Source organism: Actinomadura gamaensis (assembly GCF_042652125.1).
Classification (GTDB): Bacteria; Actinomycetota; Actinomycetes; order Streptosporangiales; family Streptosporangiaceae; genus Spirillospora; species Spirillospora gamaensis.
The window spans coordinates 171,400-190,972 of the sequence record NZ_JBHSIT010000009.1; the positions used below are offsets into that span (position 1 = coordinate 171,400).

17 protein-coding genes are annotated in these 19,573 nt (G+C 72.1%); 7 read left to right on the plus strand and 10 right to left on the minus strand.

Going from position 1 to position 19,573, the window contains the following annotated elements:
* Window positions 1-96: 96 nt before the first annotated feature.
* Window positions 97-876, plus strand: a complete 780-nt coding sequence (locus tag ACFPCY_RS28895; RefSeq protein ID WP_378260178.1) for a class I SAM-dependent methyltransferase — start codon at window positions 97-99, stop codon at window positions 874-876.
* Between the two features lie 100 nt (window positions 877-976).
* On the opposite strand, the gene ACFPCY_RS28900 is transcribed toward ACFPCY_RS28895, so the two are convergent.
* Both ACFPCY_RS28900 and ACFPCY_RS28905 read right to left on the minus strand, forming a co-directional pair.
* The gene (locus ACFPCY_RS28900) at window positions 977-1,534 is read right to left on the minus strand and encodes a GNAT family N-acetyltransferase (protein WP_378260180.1); all 558 of its coding nucleotides are present in this window, start codon (window positions 1,532-1,534) and stop codon (window positions 977-979) included.
* A 210-nt stretch (window positions 1,535-1,744) separates the two neighbouring features.
* On the minus strand, window positions 1,745-3,427 hold the full coding sequence (locus ACFPCY_RS28905) for an XRE family transcriptional regulator (protein WP_378260182.1): 1,683 nt from the start codon (window positions 3,425-3,427) through the stop codon (window positions 1,745-1,747).
* Between the two features lie 506 nt (window positions 3,428-3,933).
* Here ACFPCY_RS28905 and ACFPCY_RS28910 point away from each other — a divergent pair.
* From ACFPCY_RS28910 to ACFPCY_RS28925, 4 genes are all read left to right on the plus strand, one after another.
* Complete coding sequence (locus tag ACFPCY_RS28910) at window positions 3,934-4,296, plus strand: hypothetical protein (protein ID WP_378260184.1); 363 nt, start codon at window positions 3,934-3,936, stop codon at window positions 4,294-4,296.
* Between the two features lie 330 nt (window positions 4,297-4,626).
* Window positions 4,627-5,673, plus strand: a complete 1,047-nt coding sequence (locus tag ACFPCY_RS28915; protein WP_378260186.1) for a mechanosensitive ion channel family protein — start codon at window positions 4,627-4,629, stop codon at window positions 5,671-5,673.
* Window positions 5,674-5,826: 153 nt separating this feature from the next.
* Window positions 5,827-6,228, plus strand: coding sequence for a globin (locus ACFPCY_RS28920; protein WP_378260188.1), 402 nt, complete (start codon window positions 5,827-5,829; stop codon window positions 6,226-6,228).
* A 48-nt stretch (window positions 6,229-6,276) separates the two neighbouring features.
* The gene (locus ACFPCY_RS28925; RefSeq protein WP_378260190.1) at window positions 6,277-7,848 is read left to right on the plus strand and encodes a glycoside hydrolase family 13 protein; all 1,572 of its coding nucleotides are present in this window, start codon (window positions 6,277-6,279) and stop codon (window positions 7,846-7,848) included.
* Window positions 7,849-7,968: 120 nt separating this feature from the next.
* On the opposite strand, the gene ACFPCY_RS28930 is transcribed toward ACFPCY_RS28925, so the two are convergent.
* The 3 genes from ACFPCY_RS28930 to ACFPCY_RS28940 form a co-directional block, all read right to left on the minus strand.
* Entirely contained in the window at window positions 7,969-9,387 is a 1,419-nt protein-coding gene (locus tag ACFPCY_RS28930) for a S28 family serine protease (protein ID WP_378260192.1), read from the minus strand.
* 171 nt (window positions 9,388-9,558) lie between these two features.
* Entirely contained in the window at window positions 9,559-9,780 is a 222-nt protein-coding gene (locus ACFPCY_RS28935) for a hypothetical protein (protein WP_378260195.1), read from the minus strand.
* A gap of 144 nt (window positions 9,781-9,924) precedes the next feature.
* On the minus strand, window positions 9,925-10,368 hold the full coding sequence (locus ACFPCY_RS28940; RefSeq protein WP_378260197.1) for a MarR family winged helix-turn-helix transcriptional regulator: 444 nt from the start codon (window positions 10,366-10,368) through the stop codon (window positions 9,925-9,927).
* A gap of 195 nt (window positions 10,369-10,563) precedes the next feature.
* Here ACFPCY_RS28940 and ACFPCY_RS28945 point away from each other — a divergent pair, with 195 nt between their 5' ends.
* Entirely contained in the window at window positions 10,564-12,141 is a 1,578-nt protein-coding gene (locus tag ACFPCY_RS28945) for an MFS transporter (protein ID WP_378260199.1), read from the plus strand.
* On the plus strand, window positions 12,120-12,959 hold the full coding sequence (locus tag ACFPCY_RS28950) for an alpha/beta fold hydrolase (protein WP_378260201.1): 840 nt from the start codon (window positions 12,120-12,122) through the stop codon (window positions 12,957-12,959). The genes ACFPCY_RS28945 and ACFPCY_RS28950 overlap by 22 nt, the downstream gene beginning before the upstream one ends.
* On the opposite strand, the gene ACFPCY_RS28955 is transcribed toward ACFPCY_RS28950, so the two are convergent.
* From ACFPCY_RS28955 to ACFPCY_RS28975, 5 genes are all read right to left on the minus strand, one after another.
* Window positions 12,938-13,378 carry an acyl-CoA thioesterase gene (locus ACFPCY_RS28955; protein ID WP_378260704.1) on the minus strand — a complete coding sequence of 147 codons (441 nt, stop codon included), beginning with the start codon at window positions 13,376-13,378 and terminating at the stop codon, window positions 12,938-12,940. The genes ACFPCY_RS28950 and ACFPCY_RS28955 overlap by 22 nt on opposite strands.
* Before the next feature lie 257 nt (window positions 13,379-13,635).
* Window positions 13,636-15,300, minus strand: a complete 1,665-nt coding sequence (gene ettA, locus ACFPCY_RS28960) for an energy-dependent translational throttle protein EttA (protein ID WP_378260203.1) — start codon at window positions 15,298-15,300, stop codon at window positions 13,636-13,638.
* 269 nt (window positions 15,301-15,569) lie between these two features.
* Window positions 15,570-16,859, minus strand: a complete 1,290-nt coding sequence (locus tag ACFPCY_RS28965; protein ID WP_378260205.1) for a sensor domain-containing diguanylate cyclase — start codon at window positions 16,857-16,859, stop codon at window positions 15,570-15,572.
* A gap of 1,218 nt (window positions 16,860-18,077) precedes the next feature.
* The gene (locus tag ACFPCY_RS28970) at window positions 18,078-18,728 is read right to left on the minus strand and encodes a hypothetical protein (RefSeq protein WP_378260207.1); all 651 of its coding nucleotides are present in this window, start codon (window positions 18,726-18,728) and stop codon (window positions 18,078-18,080) included.
* Between the two features lie 340 nt (window positions 18,729-19,068).
* A complete protein-coding gene (locus tag ACFPCY_RS28975) occupies window positions 19,069-19,545 on the minus strand; it encodes a single-stranded DNA-binding protein (protein WP_378260209.1) in 477 nt (158 codons plus the stop codon).
* Window positions 19,546-19,573 lie beyond the last annotated feature (28 nt).

Here is a 19,573-nt window from a genome sequence, read left to right on the forward strand (position 1 = left end):
CGCCGACCTCGCCTGGCACTGGGTCATGCGGTGGGTTGGATCACACCGCCGGATCCGAGGGGGACAGCAGGTATTGACGCGTGGTCGAATAATGCCGTGCGCTCTTCGACGACGCAGGATCCCGGCCTGTTCGACCGCGTGCTCGGACTGCTTGCCGACCCGCCGGACATGGCCGCCGCGCCGCACGGCTACCTGGACCTGCTCGCCGCCGAACCCGCGCCGACGCTGGCCCAGCGGGTCATGCAGTCCACGCTGCTGCCGCAGGTCTACGAACGGGTGTGGCGGCCGGTCGCGTTCAACCTGTCCAAGGGCTGGCCGACCGGCCCGGACACCGCCGAGGAGCACGCCCTCGCCCGCGACTGGCTCGGGCTCGGGCAGCCCGGCGACATCGCCAAGCCCGCCGCGACCGTCCTCGACCTGGCCTGCGGGCCGGGCAACACCACCCGCGCCCTCGCGTCCGGCGTCGCCGAGAACGGCCTGGTCGTCGGTCTGGACGCGGCCCCCGCCATGCTCGCCCGCGCCGCCGCCGACAGCCAGGGCATCGCCTACGTGCGCGGCAACGCCGTCTCCCCGCCCTTCCGCGACGGCGTCTTCGACGCGGTCTGCTGCCTCGGCGCGCTCTACCTCTTCGACGACCCCTGGGCGGCCCTGGACGGCATGGTCCGCGTGCTCCGCCCCGGCGGCCGCCTGGTCATCCTCACCACCCGCCGTCCGCCGCTGCCGATCACCCGCCTCACCGGCGACGTCCTCGGCCGCGCCGCGGGCATCACCATGTTCGACGACGACCTCCCGGACGACCTCACCGCCCGCGGCCTCACCGTCCTCCACCACCGCCGCTATCCCCTGATGCAGTTCATCGCGGGGGTGCTGGACTGAGCTCCGGTGGACGGGAAAGGCCCGGGACGGCGGCTGCCGGCGGACCGCGCCTCCGCTGGTGGCCGACGCCCCGGGGGTTCACAGGTGCCCGGCGGGCCTCTCAGTGGATGCGTTTCTCCAGGTAGATGTTGATGATCCCGTTGATGACCTCGCGGTGGGTCTCGCGCCAGCCGAACTTGCGGTAGAGCGCGAGGGCGGGGCCCTGGCGGGCCGTGGTGTCGGCCCGCAGGACGCGGTAGCCGAGCTCGGCGGCGCGGTCCTCCAGGGCGCGGACGAGGACCTCCCCGTAGCCGCGCCGCTGGAACTCCGGCCGCACCCGCAGGCGCACCATCTCGACCGCGTGCTCGCGGGCGGGCGGCTCCGGCGTTCCTCCGCCCTGCGCGCGGGCGACGCCGCCGGGGACCAGGTCGGCGCGGCGGAGTCCGCCCATCGCGACGATCCGGCCGTCCAGCTCGCCGACGAGGAACTCGCCGTCGCCGCGGAGGTAGATCTCCTCCATCCGGAAGAAGTCGTGGTCGTAGTAGACACCGTCGCCGGGCCGCAGCCCGACCTGCGCGAGGCCCTGCCGGTGCAGGGCGAGCACGGCGGCGTGGTCGGACCCGACGTAGCGGCGCAGGCGCAGCCCGCCGTACTCCCACAACGGCGGGTCGGCCCGCACCCGGACGAGGTCCGGGCGGTCTGGACGGCGCCGTCCCGCCACGGTGGCCGGGCGCGGCCCGGCCCCGGACCGCGGTCCGGCCGGTGGAGACCCGGGCCGCGCCCGGGCGGATGTGGCCCCGGCCGGGTCGGCCGGGTCGTCGGAGGCGCGCGGTCGTGCCGGTGCCGCCCGGGGTCCGGGCAGTTGGCCCTCTGGCTGTGGCATGCCGCGTCAGACCTGCTCTGCGGGCGGGACGGCGGGCTTGGGCGGCGTCCCGGTGGGGCTCTGCACGTGCGGGCCGGACAGCGCCTCGTAGAACTCGCTCAGCGCGGGCATGCCCGGGTGCTTCGCGCCGACCGCCGCGCCGATCTGCCGCGCCCGGTGGACGAGGATGTCGGAGCGGTGCTCGGCCGGCAGGTCGAGGATCGCCTCCTGCGCCGCGGTGAGCGCGGCGTCCGGGTGGCCGGCGTGCAGCTTGCACGACGCCCGGTCGAGGCGGACCAGGGTCAGGTCGACCCGGTCGGTGGGCGCGTAGAGCGTGAGCGCCTTGCTCAGTGATTCCTCCCCCGTTTTGTGGTCGCCGAGGTTGGTGTAGGTGTCGCCCTCGTAGAACGCCATCTGCCGTTCGGTGAAGCCGAACACGAGGTCGCCGGTGTGCTCGCGGCTGAGCTGGTCGAACACCGACCGGCCGCGCAGCAGGGCGCGCCGGGCGCTGGGCGCGGCGTCGCCGCGGCCGCGCAGGGCGAGCTGGCCGAGGGCGCGCGCCTCGACCGCGGGCGCCATCGCGGCGGCCACGCTCGGGTCGCGGCCGGCGAGGTCCTGGGCCTTGCGGGCCAGGTGCAGCGCCTCGCGCGGGTCGCCGTAGTACATCGGGACCAGCGCCTCGCGGACGGTCACCCAGGCGCGCAGCTTGCGGTCGCCGGTCTCGTCGGCGGCCGTCCGCGCGGTCCGGAAGAACGAGCGCGCCAGCCGGTGGTCGCCCAGGTTGATCATGATGAGCCCGGACAGCCCGGACAGCTGGGCGGCGATCCGCAGCAGCCGCTCCTGGAGCTCCACGGGCTGCCGCTTGTCGGCCATCCGCCGGACCTCGGAGAAGTCGAGCAGCACGTCGCAGAGCATGCGCAGCGACGGGGTGGCCTGGTACTGCTGGCCGTAGCCGAGCGTCGTCTCCTCCCACTGGTCGAGCATGGTCGGAGACACGGTCGCGCTGACCAGGGTGTCGTCCATCTTGCGACGAAGGTTGTCCACAGCGCCCAGGAACTGGCCGTCGAGCGTCACGACGCCCGACCCCGCCAGCAGGCTCAGCAGAGTCCTACGAAGCACGATGTCCTCCTCTCCCACATCGATCGAGGCGGGGCCGTCAGCGCGGCGGTCCGGACCCCTGGGGTTTCTTACGGAGACCCAGTGCCGGTCGTCCGGCGCCGGGACCACGACCGCCCCGATGAGGGCGTCGGTGTCGTCCGGCGGCCGGGGACCGGCATCCCGCGGGGACGGGACGCCGGCGGGGACCGGGCCGCCGCCCGTCTCGGCGGGACGGACGGCGTGGGCACGCCCGCAGATGCAGGGACTGCGGTACCCGAGATCGTCGGGTTCGACCCGGTAGACGGCGCAGAGGTAGTGGAGGTACTCGGGCCCGGGGCGCTTGTAGCCGCTCTCGTAGGCCGACAGCAGGGTGTCGCCGAGCTTGGGCTCGGGCTTGCCGTCCACCTCGAAGAGCGCCCGGACCTGAGCGACGATGTCGGACAGCGCGACCCCGTGGGCGAGGCGGTGCGCCTTGATCGGCGTGGTGCCGAACAGCGGCCCGCACTGATCGTGGATGTCCACCGCGATCTGCGCCGGGCCACGTCCCCTGGCGAGACCGCGCGCCCTGATGCGGCGGGCGATCTCGGTCTCCTTCTTCGGGGGGTCTGACATCGTTCCGGCCTCCTCACCGCTGGGCCGGGGGGAGGTCCTCGGAAGGGAGGGCCTGACCTCGGGGCCACGGCGACCGGTAGCTAGGTCAACCTCTTCGGACGGAGCTTTTCCCGCATCGCCCGCAAAGGGGTGGGTGATACGAGAAATAATCTCTTGCGCACGCAGCGTAACGCCCGCTCTGGGGCAGGCCAAGCGTTTCTTCGGGAAGACGGGCACAGCGGGAGCGCCTTGTCCCCCGCAGGTAGAGATTCCTCCTCCAGGGTCGGTCAACCTCCCCCTGAGATGGGGGAATCCCGTACTTCGCCAGACAGGCGGCCCCTTGACCGAGCACCGTGGGGATTGCGATTCTCGCCGCGTGTAACGGATCGGAAGCGCTGAGTTCGATCACCGCGGGGGCCCGGCCCGGCCGGGAGGAAGATCTTCACCCGCGGCGAGAGGGACCATTCGGCCACACGGGAACGGCACGAGCAGTCCTCGGAATGCACGTTGACGGAGGGGGTGCGCAGGTGGCACACGACGAACGCGTCGGCTACCTGGAGGAGCTGGAGCACGAACTCGACACGCGCGGCCTGGTCGCGCGGGTGGTCCGGACCCGGTCCGGCCCGGCGTTCCTGCGGGTGGTCAACCCGGAGGCGGCGAGCCTGGCCGAGGACGTGACCTGCGCGCCGGCGCCGGACACGCGAGGCCACTACTACTACTGGTGGTCATGGGGGGAACGCATGCACAGGGTCGGCGATCCACGCGGGGCCGCGTCCAAACTGGCGCACGTCCTGCAACCGCTCCGACAACAGACGCGCGGTCTCGAGGCGCAGGGCTTCGAGATCCGCGATCCGGCCACAGCGGGGGGCAGGCCCTCGGGCCGCCCCTGACGGGGCCGGAAGCGTCCCCGGGGGTCGTGGCCGAAACGGCGCGGCAGCCGCGGCCCCCGCGGGACCCATCACCTCCAGCGCGACCCGGCTCCCTCCGAGCAGGCCGGCCAGCGCTTCCGTCCGCCCTCTCCGACCAGCCGCGGACCCGCTTCCCACGCCCGATTCATCCGGGTCCGCGGCCCCGGAGCAGGCCCTTCCCGTCCGGTGCGCGCCACCCGTCCGGCGATGTACGAACCCGTCGTCACCGTCCCCTACGATCGGGCTCGTACCGCCGCAGGTCCACGGGCGACGTGGCGCGGCATCCACCATCGGTCGGGGAGGGTCTGCCCCATGTACGGCACCGCGGCGTTCAGCGCGCCCGTCGCCCATGCCGCCGGGGTGCTCGGCGAGCCCCTGGTGAACATGGACGGGAAGGCCGAGCAGTACTGCGTCAGCAAGGCCGGCGAGGAGCCGTCGACGACCTGCCGCCTGTTCTGGAACGTCACGCACAGCCCGGACGCGACCCGGTTCGTCCACAACTACGCCCTCGACGACTGGACGGGCAAGCTCGTCGCGATCGTCGTGACCTTCGTCATCGCGCTGGTGATCCGGAACGTCGCGCACCGGATGATCACCAAGATCACGCTCCGGATGGCCGAGGGGACCATGTCGGAGAAGGTCCGCGAGCGCAGCCGGACGATCTTCGAGGGCAGCCCGGCGCTGCTGTCACAGCGGCGCGCGCAGCGGGCCAAGACGCTCGGCTCGGTGCTGCGTTCGGTGGCGTCCGTGGTGATCATGGGCACGGCGCTGTTCAGCATCCTCGGCTACCTCGGGCTGAACCTGACGCCGATCGTGGCCAGCGCCAGCGTCATCGGCGTCGCGGTCGGCTTCGGCGCGCAGAACGTCGTCAAGGACTGCCTCGCCGGGATGTTCATGCTGCTGGAGGACCAGTACGGCGTCGGCGACGTCATCGACGTCGGCAGCGCCAAGGGCACGGTCGAGGCGGTCACCCTGCGCGTCACCCGGATGCGCGACGTCAACGGCGTGGTCTGGTACGTCCCGAACGGCGAGATCAAGAAGGTCGGCAACGAGTCGCAGAACTGGGGCCGCGCGGTGCTCGACATCCCCGTCGACATCGGGGAGGACGTCGAGAAGGTCAAGGAGATCCTCCAGGCCACGGCCGACACGATGGCCGACGACCCCAAGTGGAGCGACCTCATCCTGGAGCGCCCGTCGGTCTGGGGCGTCCAGGCGCTCGCCGCGGACGCGCTGGTCATCCGCGTGGTGCTGAAGACCGCGCCGGGCAAGCAGAGCGAGTGCGCCCGCGAGCTGCGCGAGCGCGTCAAGGTCTCGTTCGACGAGGCGGGCGTCTCGGTCGCCACCCCCAGCGCCTCCTGACGGCCCGCGGCCGCGTCCCGGCGGCACGCCGCCCGCGTTCGCCTCGGCCGGCCGCGCTCCGATCTCGGTTGACGCGTCCCGGCCTCGGCCTATGGGCCCAAGCCCGACGATCTAGAGCGTGAGCGGCCTCCCACCGCATAGGCTTGGGGCGTTATGGCTGATCCCGAACAGGTGACCTTCTACGAGGCGGTCGGGGGCGAGGAGACGTTCCGCTCGCTCGTCCACCGCTTCTACCAGGGCGTCGCGGACGACCCGGCGCTGCGCGCGATGTATCCCGAGGAGGACCTCGACCCCGCCGAGGAGCGGCTGCGGCTGTTCCTGATCCAGTACTGGGGCGGCCCGAACACCTACAGCCAGCGGCGCGGCCATCCACGCCTCCGCATGCGGCACGCCCCTTTCGTGGTGGACGAGGCGGCCAAGGAGTCCTGGCTGCGGCACATGCGCAAGGCGCTGGACGAGACGGTCGCGGAGTTCGGCCTGCCGCCGCAGGCGGAGCAGATGCTCTGGAACTACTTCACGATGGCCGCGCAGAGCATGGTGAACGCGCCTTCGTGACCGCCCGCGCGGGGTGACGGTTCTTTCCGTTCCGGGTAGATCGTCGGTATGACGCGATCCCCCTGGTGGCGCCACGCCGTCGTGTACGAGGTCTACGTCCGCAGCTTCGCCGACGGCGACGGTGACGGGGAGGGCGACCTCCGGGGCGTCCGGTCGCGGCTCCCCTACCTGCGCGACCTCGGCGTGGACGCGCTGTGGCTGACGCCGTTCTACCCGTCCCCGCTCGCCGACGGCGGGTACGACGTGGCCGACTACACCGGCGTCGACCCGCGGTTCGGGACGCTGGACGACTTCGACGCCCTCGTCGCCGACGCGCACGCGCACGGCCTCCGGCTGATCATCGACATCGTGCCGAACCACACCTCGGACCGGCATCGGTGGTTCCGGGAGGCGCTCGCCGCGCAGCCCGGCGATCCGGCGCGCGAGCGGTACGTGTTCCGGCCCGGCCGGATCCGCCCGGACGGCCGGATGGAGGGGCCGCCGAACGACTGGCCGTCCATGTTCGGGGGCCCGGCCTGGGAGCGGCTCCCGGACGGCCAGTGGTACCTGCACCTGTACGCGCGCGAGCAGCCTGACCTGAACTGGCGCACCCCCGAGGTGCGCCGCGAGTTCGAGCGGATCCTGCGGTTCTGGCTCGACCGGGGCGTGGACGGGTTCCGGATCGACGTGGCGGCCGGGCTGTTCAAGGACGCCGCGTTCGCCGACGCCGGCGCGGACGCCCGCGACACGCTGCGCGGCCGCATCTACAGCCGTCCCGAGGTGCACGGTGTCTACCGGGACTGGCGGCGCATCCTGGACTCCTACGACGGCGACCGGATGGCGATCGGCGAGGTCTGGACCGACAGCCCCGACGAGCTCGCCCGGTTCCTGCGCCCGGACGAGCTGCACCAGGCGTTCCAGTTCGACCTCCAGCTCGCGCCCTGGTCGGCGACGGCGTTCCGGGACGTGATCCGCGCGGCGGTCGCGGCGGTCGAACCGACCGGAGCCGCGCCGACGTGGGTGCTGTCCAGCCACGACATGCCGCGGCACGTCACCCGGTACGAGCGTCCGGCCGGAGTGCCGGGCATCGGGACGGCCCGCGCCCGCGCCGCGCTGCTGATGCTGCTCGCGCTGCCCGGCTCCGCCTACCTCTACCAGGGCGAGGAGCTGGGCCTGCCGGAGGTCGAGGACCTGCCCGACGAGGCGCGGCAGGATCCGATCTCGCGCCGCACCGGGGGCAAGCGCCCCGGCCGGGACGGCTGCCGCGTGCCGCTCCCCTGGTCCGGGACGGCCGAACCGTACGGGTTCTCTCCGGACGGCGTCCGCCCCTGGCTGCCGATGCCGCCGGACTGGGCGTCGCTGACCGTCGAGGCACAGGACGGCGATCCGGGATCAATGCTGACGTTCTACCGGAGGGCGCTGGCGCTGCGCCGCGAGCTGCTTCCCGGCCTGCCCGAGCGGATCGAGTGGCCGGACGACCCGTCCGACGCGACCGTGGCGTTCCGGCGCGGACGGCTGACCTGCGTGCTGAACTGCTCGGACAGCCCGGTCCGGTTGCCGCCCGGCGAGGTCGTCCTCGCGAGCGCGGTCCGCTACGGCGACCTGCTGCCCGGCGACTCGTCCGCCTGGATCCTCGCCTGATCCCGCCGCCGCGGAGGGGGCCGGAACTGACGAGGCGTGGGACGCGGACCTGGGGGATGGTCCGCGTCCCACGCCTCGGGGGTGGGAACCGGAGCCCGCGCGGGGCTCACGGCTCGGCGGCTACAGCGGGGGACGCTGCGCCAGGGTCGGGTCCTCGCCCATCGGGGTCGGAACCACGGAGGTGGCCTTCATGGCGGGCGCGACGCCCGCCCAGCGCTGGAGGTCGGCGATGGCCTTGGCGCGCTGCGCGTCCGGCAGCTTGGCGATGAGCCGGCCGCTGTGGTTCATGCCCGGCGCGACGTAGACGGCCGAGTCGCGGCTGCCCTTGCCGAGCCGGAACGGCTTGCTGCCCCACGGGTCGTTCGCGCCGTAGAGGAACAGCATGTGGCTGGCGCTGCTGCGCACCCAGCGGTCGATGTCGCGCATCGCCTTGCCGTTGTCGAACCGCATCGGGATGTCGCGCGGGACGTACGTCCGCGGCACGTAGCTGCTCTCGTAGCGGAGCAGGTCGTGCAGGTTCGGGAACTTCGGCGACGGCCAGCCGAGCTGCGTGCCCGCCTGGTAGTAGTACGGGATGAACGCCTGGAGGCTCTGGTCGCTGTAGGACGAGACGTCCGAGACGGTGTTGAAGACCTTGTAGATGTCGTCGTCGGAGGCGTTCGTCGCGGGCAGCGAGGCGCACTCGGACTGCAGGTGGTACTGCCAGAAGCCCCACTCGAAGTCCATGACGGAGTTCTCGAAGGCGCGGTCCACGGTGCGCAGGATCGAGAACGTCCACTTGTTGGCCTTGGCGTCCGCCTTCATCCGCGTCTCCATGGCGGAGCGGCGCTTCAGGATCTCGCGAGCCAGGTCCTTCACGTGCGCGCGGCACTTGGGGTCGGTGCCGACCGTCTGGAAGAACCGGTCATAGGCCTTGTCGTGGTTGTTGTCGTAGTCGTTCGGCGCGACGTACACGACTGAGCCCGCCACGTCGTTCGGGTAGAACCGCTTGTGGTAGGTCGCGGTCATGCCGCCCTTGGACGCGCCGGTGTTGATCCACTTGGCGCCGTAGATCGGCTTCAGCGCCTGGACGATCCGGTGCTCGTCGGTCGCGGCCTGCCAGATGTTGTCGTACTTCCAGTTCGCGTTCTGCGGACGCGACGGGGTGAAGTACCGGTACTCGACCGAGATCTGGTTGGCGTTCAGCAGCGCCGTCGGCTCGGACTGGAACATCGTCTCGGGCGTGTTGTAGCCGCTGGTGTACTCCACCATCGGCGCGCTCGCGTCCCGGTGCTCCAGCATGATCCGCTGCTCGAACCACTTGCCGCGCGGGTTGCGGTGGTCGACCGGCTGCTTGTAGGTCAGCCAGAACCAGCGGTAGCCCGGCAGGGTCGACGGCTTCTCCTGGACGGACATGCCCTTGATGGCCTTGAGCCGGGCCAGGATGTCGCCCTTGGCGGCCGCGGGGGCCGCCTGGGCCGCCCCGGCGATGCCGATTCCGGAGGCGGTCAGGCCGCCCGCCAGCAGCAGGGACAGTGCCCCGTGGGAAACGCGCCGCATCTTCTCACCTTCACGTGGGATCGCCACAATTCGCGTTGCGACCGTAGAGGGAAGAAGTGTGACGAAAACATACCGGGGGGACGCTTGTTACACACCCGTGACCATGTGGCGATCTCCCGGTAGCGCGCCGGAGCGCGCCTTGGCGCGCAGCAGACCGGGCGAAGGGACGGATCAGACGAGGCCGCCGCTGAGCAGGTGGGTGACCAGCCAGGCGAGGCCGACGAGCAGGGCGAGGCGGCGCAGCTGCCAGCCGATCGGCTTGCCGCGGATGGCGAACACGTTCCAGACCAGCTCGGAGAGCGTGTCGCCGCGCTGCCGGTTGAACACCGCGGGCAGCTCGATCGCGAAGAACATCAGGATCCACAGGATCCAGGCGAAGACATAGGGGGACATGAGGGGACCTCGGGCGGACACGCCGGCCCGGACCTCGGGGCGAGGTGCGGGCGGGCTCGGGACGGGACGCTGTCCCATTGATCCCCGCTAGCCGAGATCGTTACCCCAGCTCAGGAGCACTGTTTCCGGAAATCTTCGGAAAACCTAGGTGAGGACGTCCACGGCGCGCTGGAGCAGGCCGCGCAGCGCCGCCAGCTCGCCCTCGTCGAAGGCGTCCACGAGCCGGCGCTCGACGGCCGCGGCGGCGGCGTCCGCCTCGTCCAGCAGGGTCCGGCCCTCGGGCGTGAGCCGGGTGACCAGCACCTGGGCATGGTCCTCGGACGCGCGCCGCTCGATCAGCCCGCGCGCCTCCAGCGTCTTCAGCACCGTCGTCATGCTCTGCGGCGTCACCGCGCAGTAGCGCGCCAGCCGCGCGCCGGAGACGCCTGGGGCCAGCGACAGCGCGTACATCGCGGCGTACTGCGGGACGGTCAGCCCGAACGGCCGCAGCACGCGGCTCTTCTCGGCGATGAGCGCCTGCTCGGCCCGCTTGATCAGCATGCCGGGCCGCCAGGCCGTCGCCTGCTCGATCCGGTCCTCGCCCGCCATCGGATCCCCCTCCCGAACGCCTCACCTTACCAATACTCGACGGCTTGACAAGGTACGTGCTTGCATCAGAGTCTTTGCATCCATCAGAGTTCTTATGGTTCGTCGACCTCGAAGGGATTCGCCATGCCCGGTTCGGACCGGCCCCCGCGCCGGCAACGGCGCCGGCACCGGCCCCGGCGCCGTGACGGCCGCGCCTTGACGCTCGGGGTGGTGTGCGGCGCGCTGCTGCTCATCCCGATCACCGCCACGGGCGCCGCCGAGGCCACCGCCGACGTCGGACGGTCGCTGCACGCGGGCCTCGCCGCCTCGCAGTGGGTGGTGAACGCGTTCTTCCTGACCTTCGCGAGCTTCATGGCGGGCACCGGCTCGCTCGCCGACCGGATCGGACGCCGCCGGATGTTCGCGTCCGGGCTCGCGCTCTTCACGGCGTCCATGCTGGTCGCGACGGTCGCGCCCGGCATCGGCATGCTCGTCGCCGCCCGGCTGCTCGCGGGGGCCGGGGCCGCCGCCGCGACCACCGGCGGCAGCGCGCTGCTGGCCGCCGCCTTCCCGGACGGCCCGTCCCGCGCCCGCGCGTTCGGCGTGTTCGGAACCGTCATCGGCCTCGGCCTGGCGTTCGGCCCCGTCGTCGCGGGACTGCTCGTCACCGGCCTCGGCTGGCGCGCGTTCTTCGGCGTCGCCGCCGTCGCGCTGCTGCCGAGCCTGCTCGCCGTCCCGCTGCTCGCCGAGTCGCGCGCGCCCGTAGCCGCATCCCTGGCCGCGCCCGAGGCCGCGCCCCTCGACCGGGCGGGCGCCGTGACCTTCACCCTCGGCCTGTCCGCGTTCACGTTCGCGCTGGTCGAGGGCCCGACGCTGGGCTGGACGCACCCGGCCGTCCTCGGCGGGTTCGCGGCGTGCGCGCTGCTCCTCACGGCGTTCGCGATCGTCGAGCGGCGGCACCCCGCCCCGCTCGTGGACCTCGCCCTGCTGACCCGCCCGCGCTTCGTCGCGATCTCGGCGATGCCGTTCCTGCTGGCGTTCGGGTTCGTCGCGCTGACGATCGTCCTGCCGCCGTACTTCATGGCGACGCTGCACGCGTCGGCGGGCCGGGCGGGCCTGCTGCTGATGCTGCTCACCGGCCCGACGCTGCTGCTGCCGCCGCTCACTGCCGTCCTCGCCCGGCGACTGTCGCAGCGCGTCCTGCTCGTCGCGACGCTGCTGCTGGTCGCGGCCGGGACCGCGCTGCTGGCACTCGTCCCGGGCGGCGCGGGCGCGGGCTCGCTCGCCGCGCCCCTGCTGCTGGTCGGGTCCGGTTTCGGGATCTCGCTGGCCATCATGGACGGCGCGGCGATCTCGTCCGTCGAACCCGAGCGCGCCGGGATGGCCGCGGGCCTGTTCAACACCGCCCGGATCACCGGCGAGGTCGTCGCGGTCGCCGTCCTCGGCGCGCTGCTCAGCACGCTGACCCGCGCCGGCCTGGCCGGACGCTACGGCTCCCGGACCGCGTCCGAGGCCACCTCCCGGCTGCTCCAGGGCGACATGACCCCGCCGTCCGCCGTGCCGGGCGGTTACGAGGCCGCCGCGACGCACGCGTACGCGGGCGCGCTCCACGACGTGTCGTGGGCGCTGTCCGCGCTCTCGCTGGCCGGCGCGCTGATCGTCGCCCGCCTCCTGCGCACCCCCGCCGCTCCTGCCGTTCCCGCCGCTCCCGCCGCTCCTGCTGCTTCTGCTGTTCCCGCTGCTCCTGCTGTTCGACCCTTGGAAGGAAACGCATGCCCGCTGTCGACGTCCTGATCAGCTCCGGCACCAGCACCGTCAACTACCTGGTGACCGGCACCGGACCCGGCCTCGTCCTGGTGCACGGCACCGGCGCGGACGGCCCGGGCAACTGGGGGCCGCTCATCGACGCCCTCGCCGACCGCTTCACGATCGTCGCGCCCGACCTGTCCGGCGCGGGCGCGACCCGCGACCCCGGCGGCCCGATCCTGCTGGACGACCTGGTCGCCCAGGCGCTCGCGGCGGCCGACCACGCCGGGCTGGACCGCTTCCACCTCGCCGGCCACTCCCTCGGCGGAACCGTCGCGCTCGCCCTCGCCGCGTCCGCGCCCGACCGGGTGCTCTCGGTCGTCCCCCACGCGGCGTGGGCGAAGACCGACCCGTGGATGGCGTTCCAGTTCGACCTGTGGTCCCGGCTGACCGTCCTCGACCCGGAACTCCAGGCACGCCTGCTCCAGTGCACCGCCATGGGCGACGCCACGCTCCGCGCCCGCTCCGACGCCGACTTCGCGGCGGCGACCGAGGGCTTCACGCACGCCGTCCGCGCCGTCTCGGACGGCTACCTCCGCCAGATCGAGACCGACCGGACCGTGGACATCACCGCGCTGCTCCCCCGGATCACCGCCCCGACGGTGATCATCTCCAGCGCGGACGACCGGATCGTCCCGCCGCACCACCAGCGCGCCCTCGCGGAGGCGATCCCGCACGCGCGCATGGTCGAGGTCCCCGGCGGCCACGGCCTGCCGTTCGAGGACACCGCCCTATTCGTCCGGACCTACACCGAGATCCTCGACGCGCAGGCCGCGGCGATCCCCTACTCGGCCGGGGCGCGGTAGCGGGCGATGAAGTCGCGCTCGTACGGGGTGAAGCGGCGCAGCCGGTTGTTCTCCACGTCGAACGCGACGAGGACGGAGGTCGCGCGGGCGTACACGTTCTCGTCGTCCCGGACCTCGTAGGCCAGGGTGAACGACGCGGCCCGCGCCTGCGTGATCCACGTCTCCACCCGGATCGGGTCCACGGTCGGCAGCAGCGGCGTCACGTAGTCGATCTCGTGCCGCGCGACCACCATCCCCCGGATGGGTTCCTCGCCCTTCCGGACGGGATCGCTGTGGAACATCTCCAGGCGGGCGTCCTCCAGGTACCCGAGGAACTTCACGTTGTTCACATGGCCCTGCGAGTCGATGTCGCCGAACCTCAGGTGGAACTCGTAGACATGCCGGAAGTCCGCCGTCGGCCGCTCGTCACCGCTCTGCATAGCCTCACCCGGGTCGAAAGTGGACACGAGCGCCGATGCTACCCGCCCCACCGCACCCGCCGTTCCTCACCCGACCCACAACATTTCGCCTCTGGCCTTGTCCGCCTCCGGGACGGAGCCCTCGCGGCGAGGCGCGTCGGGGTGGTCACTTGGGAAAAGGGAAGCGCCGCACCCGGTCGAACCGGTGCGGCGCTTCTCGACGTCGTCCGCCCGGCGCCGGTCCGGCATCGGACGCGGCGCGCGGACGGGCCGGCGGGTCAGTCGCGGGTGAGGCGGCGGTGCGTGACGCGGTGCGGGCGGGCCGCCTCCGCGCCGAGGCGCTCGATCTTGTTCTTCTCGTAGTCGGCGAAGTTGCCCTCGAACCAGAACCAGTTCGAACCGTCCTCCCACGCGAGGATGTGCGTGGCGATCCGGTCCAGGAACCACCGGTCGTGCGAGGTGATCACGGCGCAGCCGGGGAAGTCCAGCAGCGCGTTCTCCAGGCTCGACAGGGTCTCGGTGTCGAGGTCGTTGGTCGGCTCGTCCAGCAGCAGCACGTTGCCGCCCTGCTTGAGGGTCATCGCCAGGTTCAGCCGGTTGCGCTCGCCGCCGGACAGCACGCCCGCGGGCTTCTGCTGGTCCGGGCCCTTGAAGCCGAACGCCGCGATGTAGGCGCGGGACGGCATCTCGACCTGGCCGACCTTGATGTGGTCCAGGCCGTCCGAGACGACCTCCCAGACGTTCTTGTCCGGGTCGATGCCGCCGCGGCCCTGGTCCACGTACGAGATCTGCACGGTGTCGCCGACGCGCAGCGCGCCGGTGTCCGGCTGCTCCTCACCGACGATCATGCGGAACAGGGTGGTCTTGCCGACGCCGTTCGGGCCGATGACGCCGACGATGCCGTTCGGCGGCAGGTTGAACGACAGGTGGTCCATCAGGACCCGGTCGCCGAAGCCCTTGGTGAGGTCCTCGGCGACGATCACCGTGTTGCCCAGGCGCGGGCCCGGCGGGATCTGGATCTCCTCGAAGTCGAGCTTGCGGGTCTTGGCGGCCTCGGCGGCCATCTCCTCGTACCGCTGCAGACGGGCCTTCGACTTGGTCTGGCGGGCCTTCGGGTTCGACCGGACCCACTCCAGCTCGTCCTGGAGGCGCTTCTTGCGCTTGGCGTCCTTGTTGCCCTCGACCTTCAGCCGCTCGGCCTTCTTCTCCAGGTAGGTGGAGTAGTTGCCCTCGTAGGGGTGGCAGCGGCCGCGGTCCAGCTCCAGGATCCAGGTGGCGACGTTGTCCAGGAAGTACCGGTCGTGGGTGACGGCCAGGACGGTGCCCTCGTACTTGGCGAGGAACTGCTCCAGCCACTGGACGGACTCGGCGTCCAGGTGGTTGGTCGGCTCGTCCAGCAGCAGCAGGTCGGGGGCCTGCAGCAGCAGCTTGCACAGCGCCACGCGGCGGCGCTCACCACCGGAGAGCTTGGTCACGTCGGCGTCCGGCGGCGGGCAGCGCAGCGCGTCCATCGCCTGCTCGAGCTGGGAGTCCAGGTCCCACGCGTTGCTGTGGTCGAGCTTCTCCTGGAGCTTGCCCATCTCGGTCATGAGCTCGTCGGAGTAGTCCGTCGCCATCTGCTCGGCGATCTCGTTGAACCGGTCGAGCATCGCCTTGGTCTCGGCGACGCCCTCCTCCACGTTCCCGAGGACGGTCTTCTCCTCGTTGAGCGGCGGCTCCTGCTGCAGGATGCCCACCGTGTACCCCGGCATGAGCTTGGCGTCGCCGTTGGACGGCTGCTCCAGACCGGCCATCATCCGCAGCAGCGTGGACTTGCCGGTGCCGTTCGGTCCCAGCACGCCGATCTTGGCGCCGGGCAGGAAGTGCAAGGTGACGTCGTCCAGGACGACCTTGTCGCCATGTGCCTTGCGCACACGCTGCATCGTGTAGATGTACTCGGCCATAATCCTCAAGCCTATTGGGTCCGGAGCACCGTTCGTCGCACCCTTTCCGGACCCCGCCGCCCGTCTACTCTCCCGGCGCCGCCGCCCATCCGCTCCCGGCGCCACCGCCCATCCGCTGTCCCGGTGCCGCCGGCCGCCCGCCTCCCGACCCCGCCGGCCGCCCGCTTCCCGACCCCGCCGGCCGTCCGCAGCCCGATCCGGCCGACCGGCCGCTCTCGGCGCGACGGGGCAACGGATGGGCGGCGTCGGAGCGGGAGGACGGACCGGGGTCAGGGTTCGGGGGTGCGGGGGGCTTCCACGGCGGGGAGGCAGACGCGGTCGCGGCCGGATTCCTTGGCGCGGTAGAGGGCCAGGTCGGCGGCGGCCAGGAGTTCGATCAGGTCGGAGCCGTGGGTGTTCAGGAGGGCCACGCCGACGGAGATCGTCACGGTGACGGTGCCGTGCTCGGCGGGGACGGTGAGGCGGCGGACGCGGCCGCGCAGGCGCTCGGCGATGCGGCAGGCCTCGACGGTGTCGGCGCCGGGCAGCAGGGCGACGAACTCCTCGCCGCCGAAGCGTCCGACGACGTCGTAGTCGCGCAGCTGGCCGCACAGGGTGGTCGCGACGCCGACCAGGACCTGGTCGCCGATCAGGTGGCCGTGGGTGTCGTTGACCCTCTTGAAGTAGTCGATGTCGATCAGCAGCAGGGCCAGCGCCTCGTCGGTGCGCTGGGCGCGGGACAGCTCGGTGTCGGCCTCGCGCTGCCAGGCGGCGGCGTTCAGCAGGCCGGTCTTGGCGTCCGTCCGGGCGGCGGCCTGGAGCTGCTGGTGCATCAGGCTGCGCTGCAGCAGGACGACGGGGGGTAGCGCGAGCAGCAGCAGCGCCGGGGAGAGCGCGCTGGTCACCGTGACGAGGACGCCGACGCACAGCTCCACGACGTCCAGCATGAGGCTCTCGCGGTTCCACAGGACCTCGCGCCAGCGCCCTTCGGGAGCGGCGGCGTGCGCCGCGACGGCGACGATGCCCGTGTTGAGGACGGTGAACAGCGCCGCGCACGCGACCGCGACCGGAATGCCGGGGATGCCCTGGACGACCCAGCCCGGGCCGTCCGCCAGCGGTTCGGGCACGACGGAGTGGAAGACGACGCTCGCGCAGGCCCCCGCGAGCCCCAGCGCCGAGGTGACCATGACACGCCGGTACAGCAGCGTCCGCCGGACGCGGAACTGGAGCAGGACCTGCAACGGGATCGGGATGAGCAGCGCGTACACCGGCGGGAGCAGGAGCGCCACCGGGAGCCACCACGCCGACAGCAGGTCGCGCGCGACGCCCGCGGGCATGCCCAGGCGGCGGGACGCCTCGATGCAGACCGCCCCACACGCCAACAGGGCGGAAAATGTCAGTAGATCTTCAAGTCGCGGCGGGGTGCGCCAGAGGCCCCCGACGGCCAGCGCCAGGTGCAGCAGCACCACCGCCGGGACGTAGACGGCCAGCAGGGACGGCCGCCCGGATCCCCCCAGGCGCCGGGACGTTCGGGCCAGATCACCGCCGCGATCCTCGGCGGACGACTGCACTGCCGTCATCCTTCCCCCCTACGCATCACGTTCTGTAACACGATAGTTGCAACGTGTGCGGAGTGCGCCGGAAACCGGTACCTTCGATAGAGCAACAGGTGGACGGCCACCGTGGCCGTCCGCAGGGGCCGCGGGGTTCGCGGTCCCCGGCACATCCGGAGGGGGAATCCACCATGCGCGGCGTTTCCTGGGTCTAGAACTCTGGGCCCTGCGCACTGTGGTCGCGTTGCGACAGTGTGCCTCCGTCGCGGAAGAAGTCCGCGGCGGGCGGGCATCCTGACAGAGGCCCGCACCGGAACGGGCCGAGCCGTCCGCGACGGCTTCAGCCCCCGCGGCGGCTCCCACCCCGGACCGCGTCCCGGCCTCTGCGATACCGACCGGCCCGGTGGACGCGCCTTCCCCGAACGGGCCGTTCCGCCCCGGCGGACCGCCCACTCCGGCCGACCGCGCGCCCACCGGGCCTCCGCCGTCCCGCCGCCGTCGCATCCCGCCCCATCGCCCGATCCCGCCACAGCCCGGCCCTTCGCGGCCCGCCGTCCCCGCCCACGGGTCTCCCACTCCTTCCCCCTCCCAAACGATCCCGACGTCCGACGCGTCCATCACTTCGAGGCGACATTCACGTCCGCCCCGCCCCCTTCGCCCCGACCGAAACCCCGTGCCGCCCGCGTTTCCGCCCCCGCACCCTCACCCGGTCTCCCCCGTCAAGCGGCGCCTGACCTCGGACGCACGGCCCACCGAAAGCGGAGCGCATCCCGGAGACTGCGCGCTGTAATGCTCTCGCTTCATATGACCCCCGACACCCCGCCTCGGTTCACGCCTGCGATCCACGAATTCAGACCGCCGCCTCGAAACCCCCGTCCGCGCCCACCAGGTCCGCGACCGCCCACAGAAGCTCCCTAGAGAAAGAACGTCCGCAAGCGCCCAAACACCTCAAAGCCCTCTGCCCCAGCACAAACGCCTTGGCCGCGGCCCGCGAGCGCCCGCCCCCGAGCCAGCTCACGACGGGCGCACGTCCGCCTGAGCGACAAACTCCCGAAAGACGCCCGGCGCGAGAGCACCCGGCGTCCCCCACACCAGCGCGCTTCTCGCCCGGGAACCCACCAGGCTCAGCGCGGCCGACACACGCCCCACCGACGACCAGCGGCTGCGCCCTTGGTGATGGACGGACGAGTCGAGGCGGACGTCAGGGTAGGCAGATACGGCCAATCAGCAGGCAGCGGGAGCCGGTTAATGAGTGGGCCGGTCGTCGGGGGTCATCTGGCGAGGGACGGAGGGCAGGGGGCGATCGGACGCGGCGGGTCGGGATTCAAGATGGTTGAGGCGCGTGCTCAGGTTGTCGAGGCGGGTGTTGATGGCTTCGAGGTGGTTGTCGAGGTCGCGGCGGAGGGTCTCGACGGTGGTGTTGACGTGACCGCGGAGGGAGTCGGTGGTGAGCTGAAGCTGCTCGCGGTAGGACTCGGTCGCGGCCGTGACCTGGTCACGCTGGTGCTCCAGCACGCTCCGGAGCTGGTACTGGTCGGCCTGGTCGGACGCGTGGAGCTGCTCGCGCAGAGCGTCCGTGCCCGACTGGAGTCGGTCACGCAGCGCCTCCACGTGCGCCATCGTCTCGCGCCGGAAGCTCTCGCCACCCGTCTCCAGCTCGCGGCGGAGGCTGTCCGAGGTGGCGTGCAACTCCGCGCGGAGACCACCGAGACCGGCCTGAAGCTCCGCCCGAAAACCTTCGGCACTCGCAGCGGTCTCCCCGCGCAGGCCGGCCAGCGCCGCCGCCGACTCCCCGCGGAGCCCCGCCACCTCCGTCTTGATCGTCCGGACGGCGAAGGCGACGGTCACCAGGAGCGCGGCCGAGAAGAGCACCAGAACTACCCAGGAGTGAGTCATAGTCACTGAGCGTACGCTTTCAACCACCCTACGAAAGGGCCTCAACTCCCTTACCCTCCACCACCCCTCTTCTCCCCGAAACGCCCGCCAGGCAGAAGCGCGGGCGCGGGGAGACACATGCGCTGGCGCGCCGGGCCCAGCCTCGCTGGAAGCAAGCACGCCCGCGCGAGCGCGACCCAAGCGCACGGCCTCAAATGCCCGGACCGCGAGCGCGGACTCAACGCGCGGCAGGGAAGTGGGCCAGGGGCGCAGGGCAAGGGGTGGACGTGGGGTGGAGGGGTGGCCGGGCCGCCCCTTTTGGCGGCCCGGCCTGCAAGGGAGAGTGGTTTTGTTGGTTGGGTCAGGCTGCCTTGGCGGGTTCGGTGGCCTCCTCGGTGGTCTGGTCGCCGGTGAGGGCGAAGAGGTCGGAGAGCTCCTGCGCCTCGCGGCGCTCGGACTCGGTGAGCGAGCCCGAGCGGGACGCGGCGCGGAAGTCGGCGGTGCCGCGCGACAGGTCGTGGCCGAGCGTGGTCGCCTCGATCTCGGCGCAGTAGCGCCACTGGCCGTCCCGCTCGTACTGGCGGATGCGGAGACGTCCGGTCACGAGGACGGGATGGCCGCGGGCGAACTCCGAGGCGTTGACGTTCTCGGCCAGGTTCCGCCAGCAGTTGACGGTGAGGAACATGGTCTCCACGTCCGCCCACTGGCCGGTCGTCCGGTCGTAGCGGCGCGGCGTGCAGGCCAGCTTCATCGACAGGTACGGCGTGCCGTTCGCGGTGATCAGGAACTGCGGGGTATCGGCCACCCAGCCGATGACGGTGATCTGTGCCTCGTTCATCGAGATCCTCCGTGATGTCGGTGCGGAA

Bases quoted from the DNA above. Each gene is read 5' to 3' on its own strand.
- ACFPCY_RS28970 (WP_378260207.1), bottom strand. From the start codon at position 18,728: ATGACTCACTCCTGGGTAGTTCTGGTGCTCTTCTCGGCCGCGCTCCTG.
- ACFPCY_RS28955 (WP_378260704.1), bottom strand. From the start codon at position 13,378: ATGCAGAGCGGTGACGAGCGGCCGACGGCGGACTTCCGGCATGTCTAC.
- ACFPCY_RS28935 (WP_378260195.1), bottom strand. From the start codon at position 9,780: ATGTCCCCCTATGTCTTCGCCTGGATCCTGTGGATCCTGATGTTCTTC.
- ACFPCY_RS28965 (WP_378260205.1), bottom strand. From the start codon at position 16,859: ATGACGGCAGTGCAGTCGTCCGCCGAGGATCGCGGCGGTGATCTGGCC.
- ACFPCY_RS28915 (WP_378260186.1), top strand. From the start codon at position 4,627: ATGTACGGCACCGCGGCGTTCAGCGCGCCCGTCGCCCATGCCGCCGGG.
- ACFPCY_RS28930 (WP_378260192.1), bottom strand. From the start codon at position 9,387: ATGCGGCGCGTTTCCCACGGGGCACTGTCCCTGCTGCTGGCGGGCGGC.
- ACFPCY_RS28925 (WP_378260190.1), top strand. From the start codon at position 6,277: ATGACGCGATCCCCCTGGTGGCGCCACGCCGTCGTGTACGAGGTCTAC.
- ACFPCY_RS28950 (WP_378260201.1), top strand. From the start codon at position 12,120: ATGCCCGCTGTCGACGTCCTGATCAGCTCCGGCACCAGCACCGTCAAC.
- ettA (WP_378260203.1), bottom strand. From the start codon at position 15,300: ATGGCCGAGTACATCTACACGATGCAGCGTGTGCGCAAGGCACATGGC.
- ACFPCY_RS28975 (WP_378260209.1), bottom strand. From the start codon at position 19,545: ATGAACGAGGCACAGATCACCGTCATCGGCTGGGTGGCCGATACCCCG.
- ACFPCY_RS28920 (WP_378260188.1), top strand. From the start codon at position 5,827: ATGGCTGATCCCGAACAGGTGACCTTCTACGAGGCGGTCGGGGGCGAG.
- ACFPCY_RS28940 (WP_378260197.1), bottom strand. From the start codon at position 10,368: ATGGCGGGCGAGGACCGGATCGAGCAGGCGACGGCCTGGCGGCCCGGC.
- ACFPCY_RS28905 (WP_378260182.1), bottom strand. From the start codon at position 3,427: ATGTCAGACCCCCCGAAGAAGGAGACCGAGATCGCCCGCCGCATCAGG.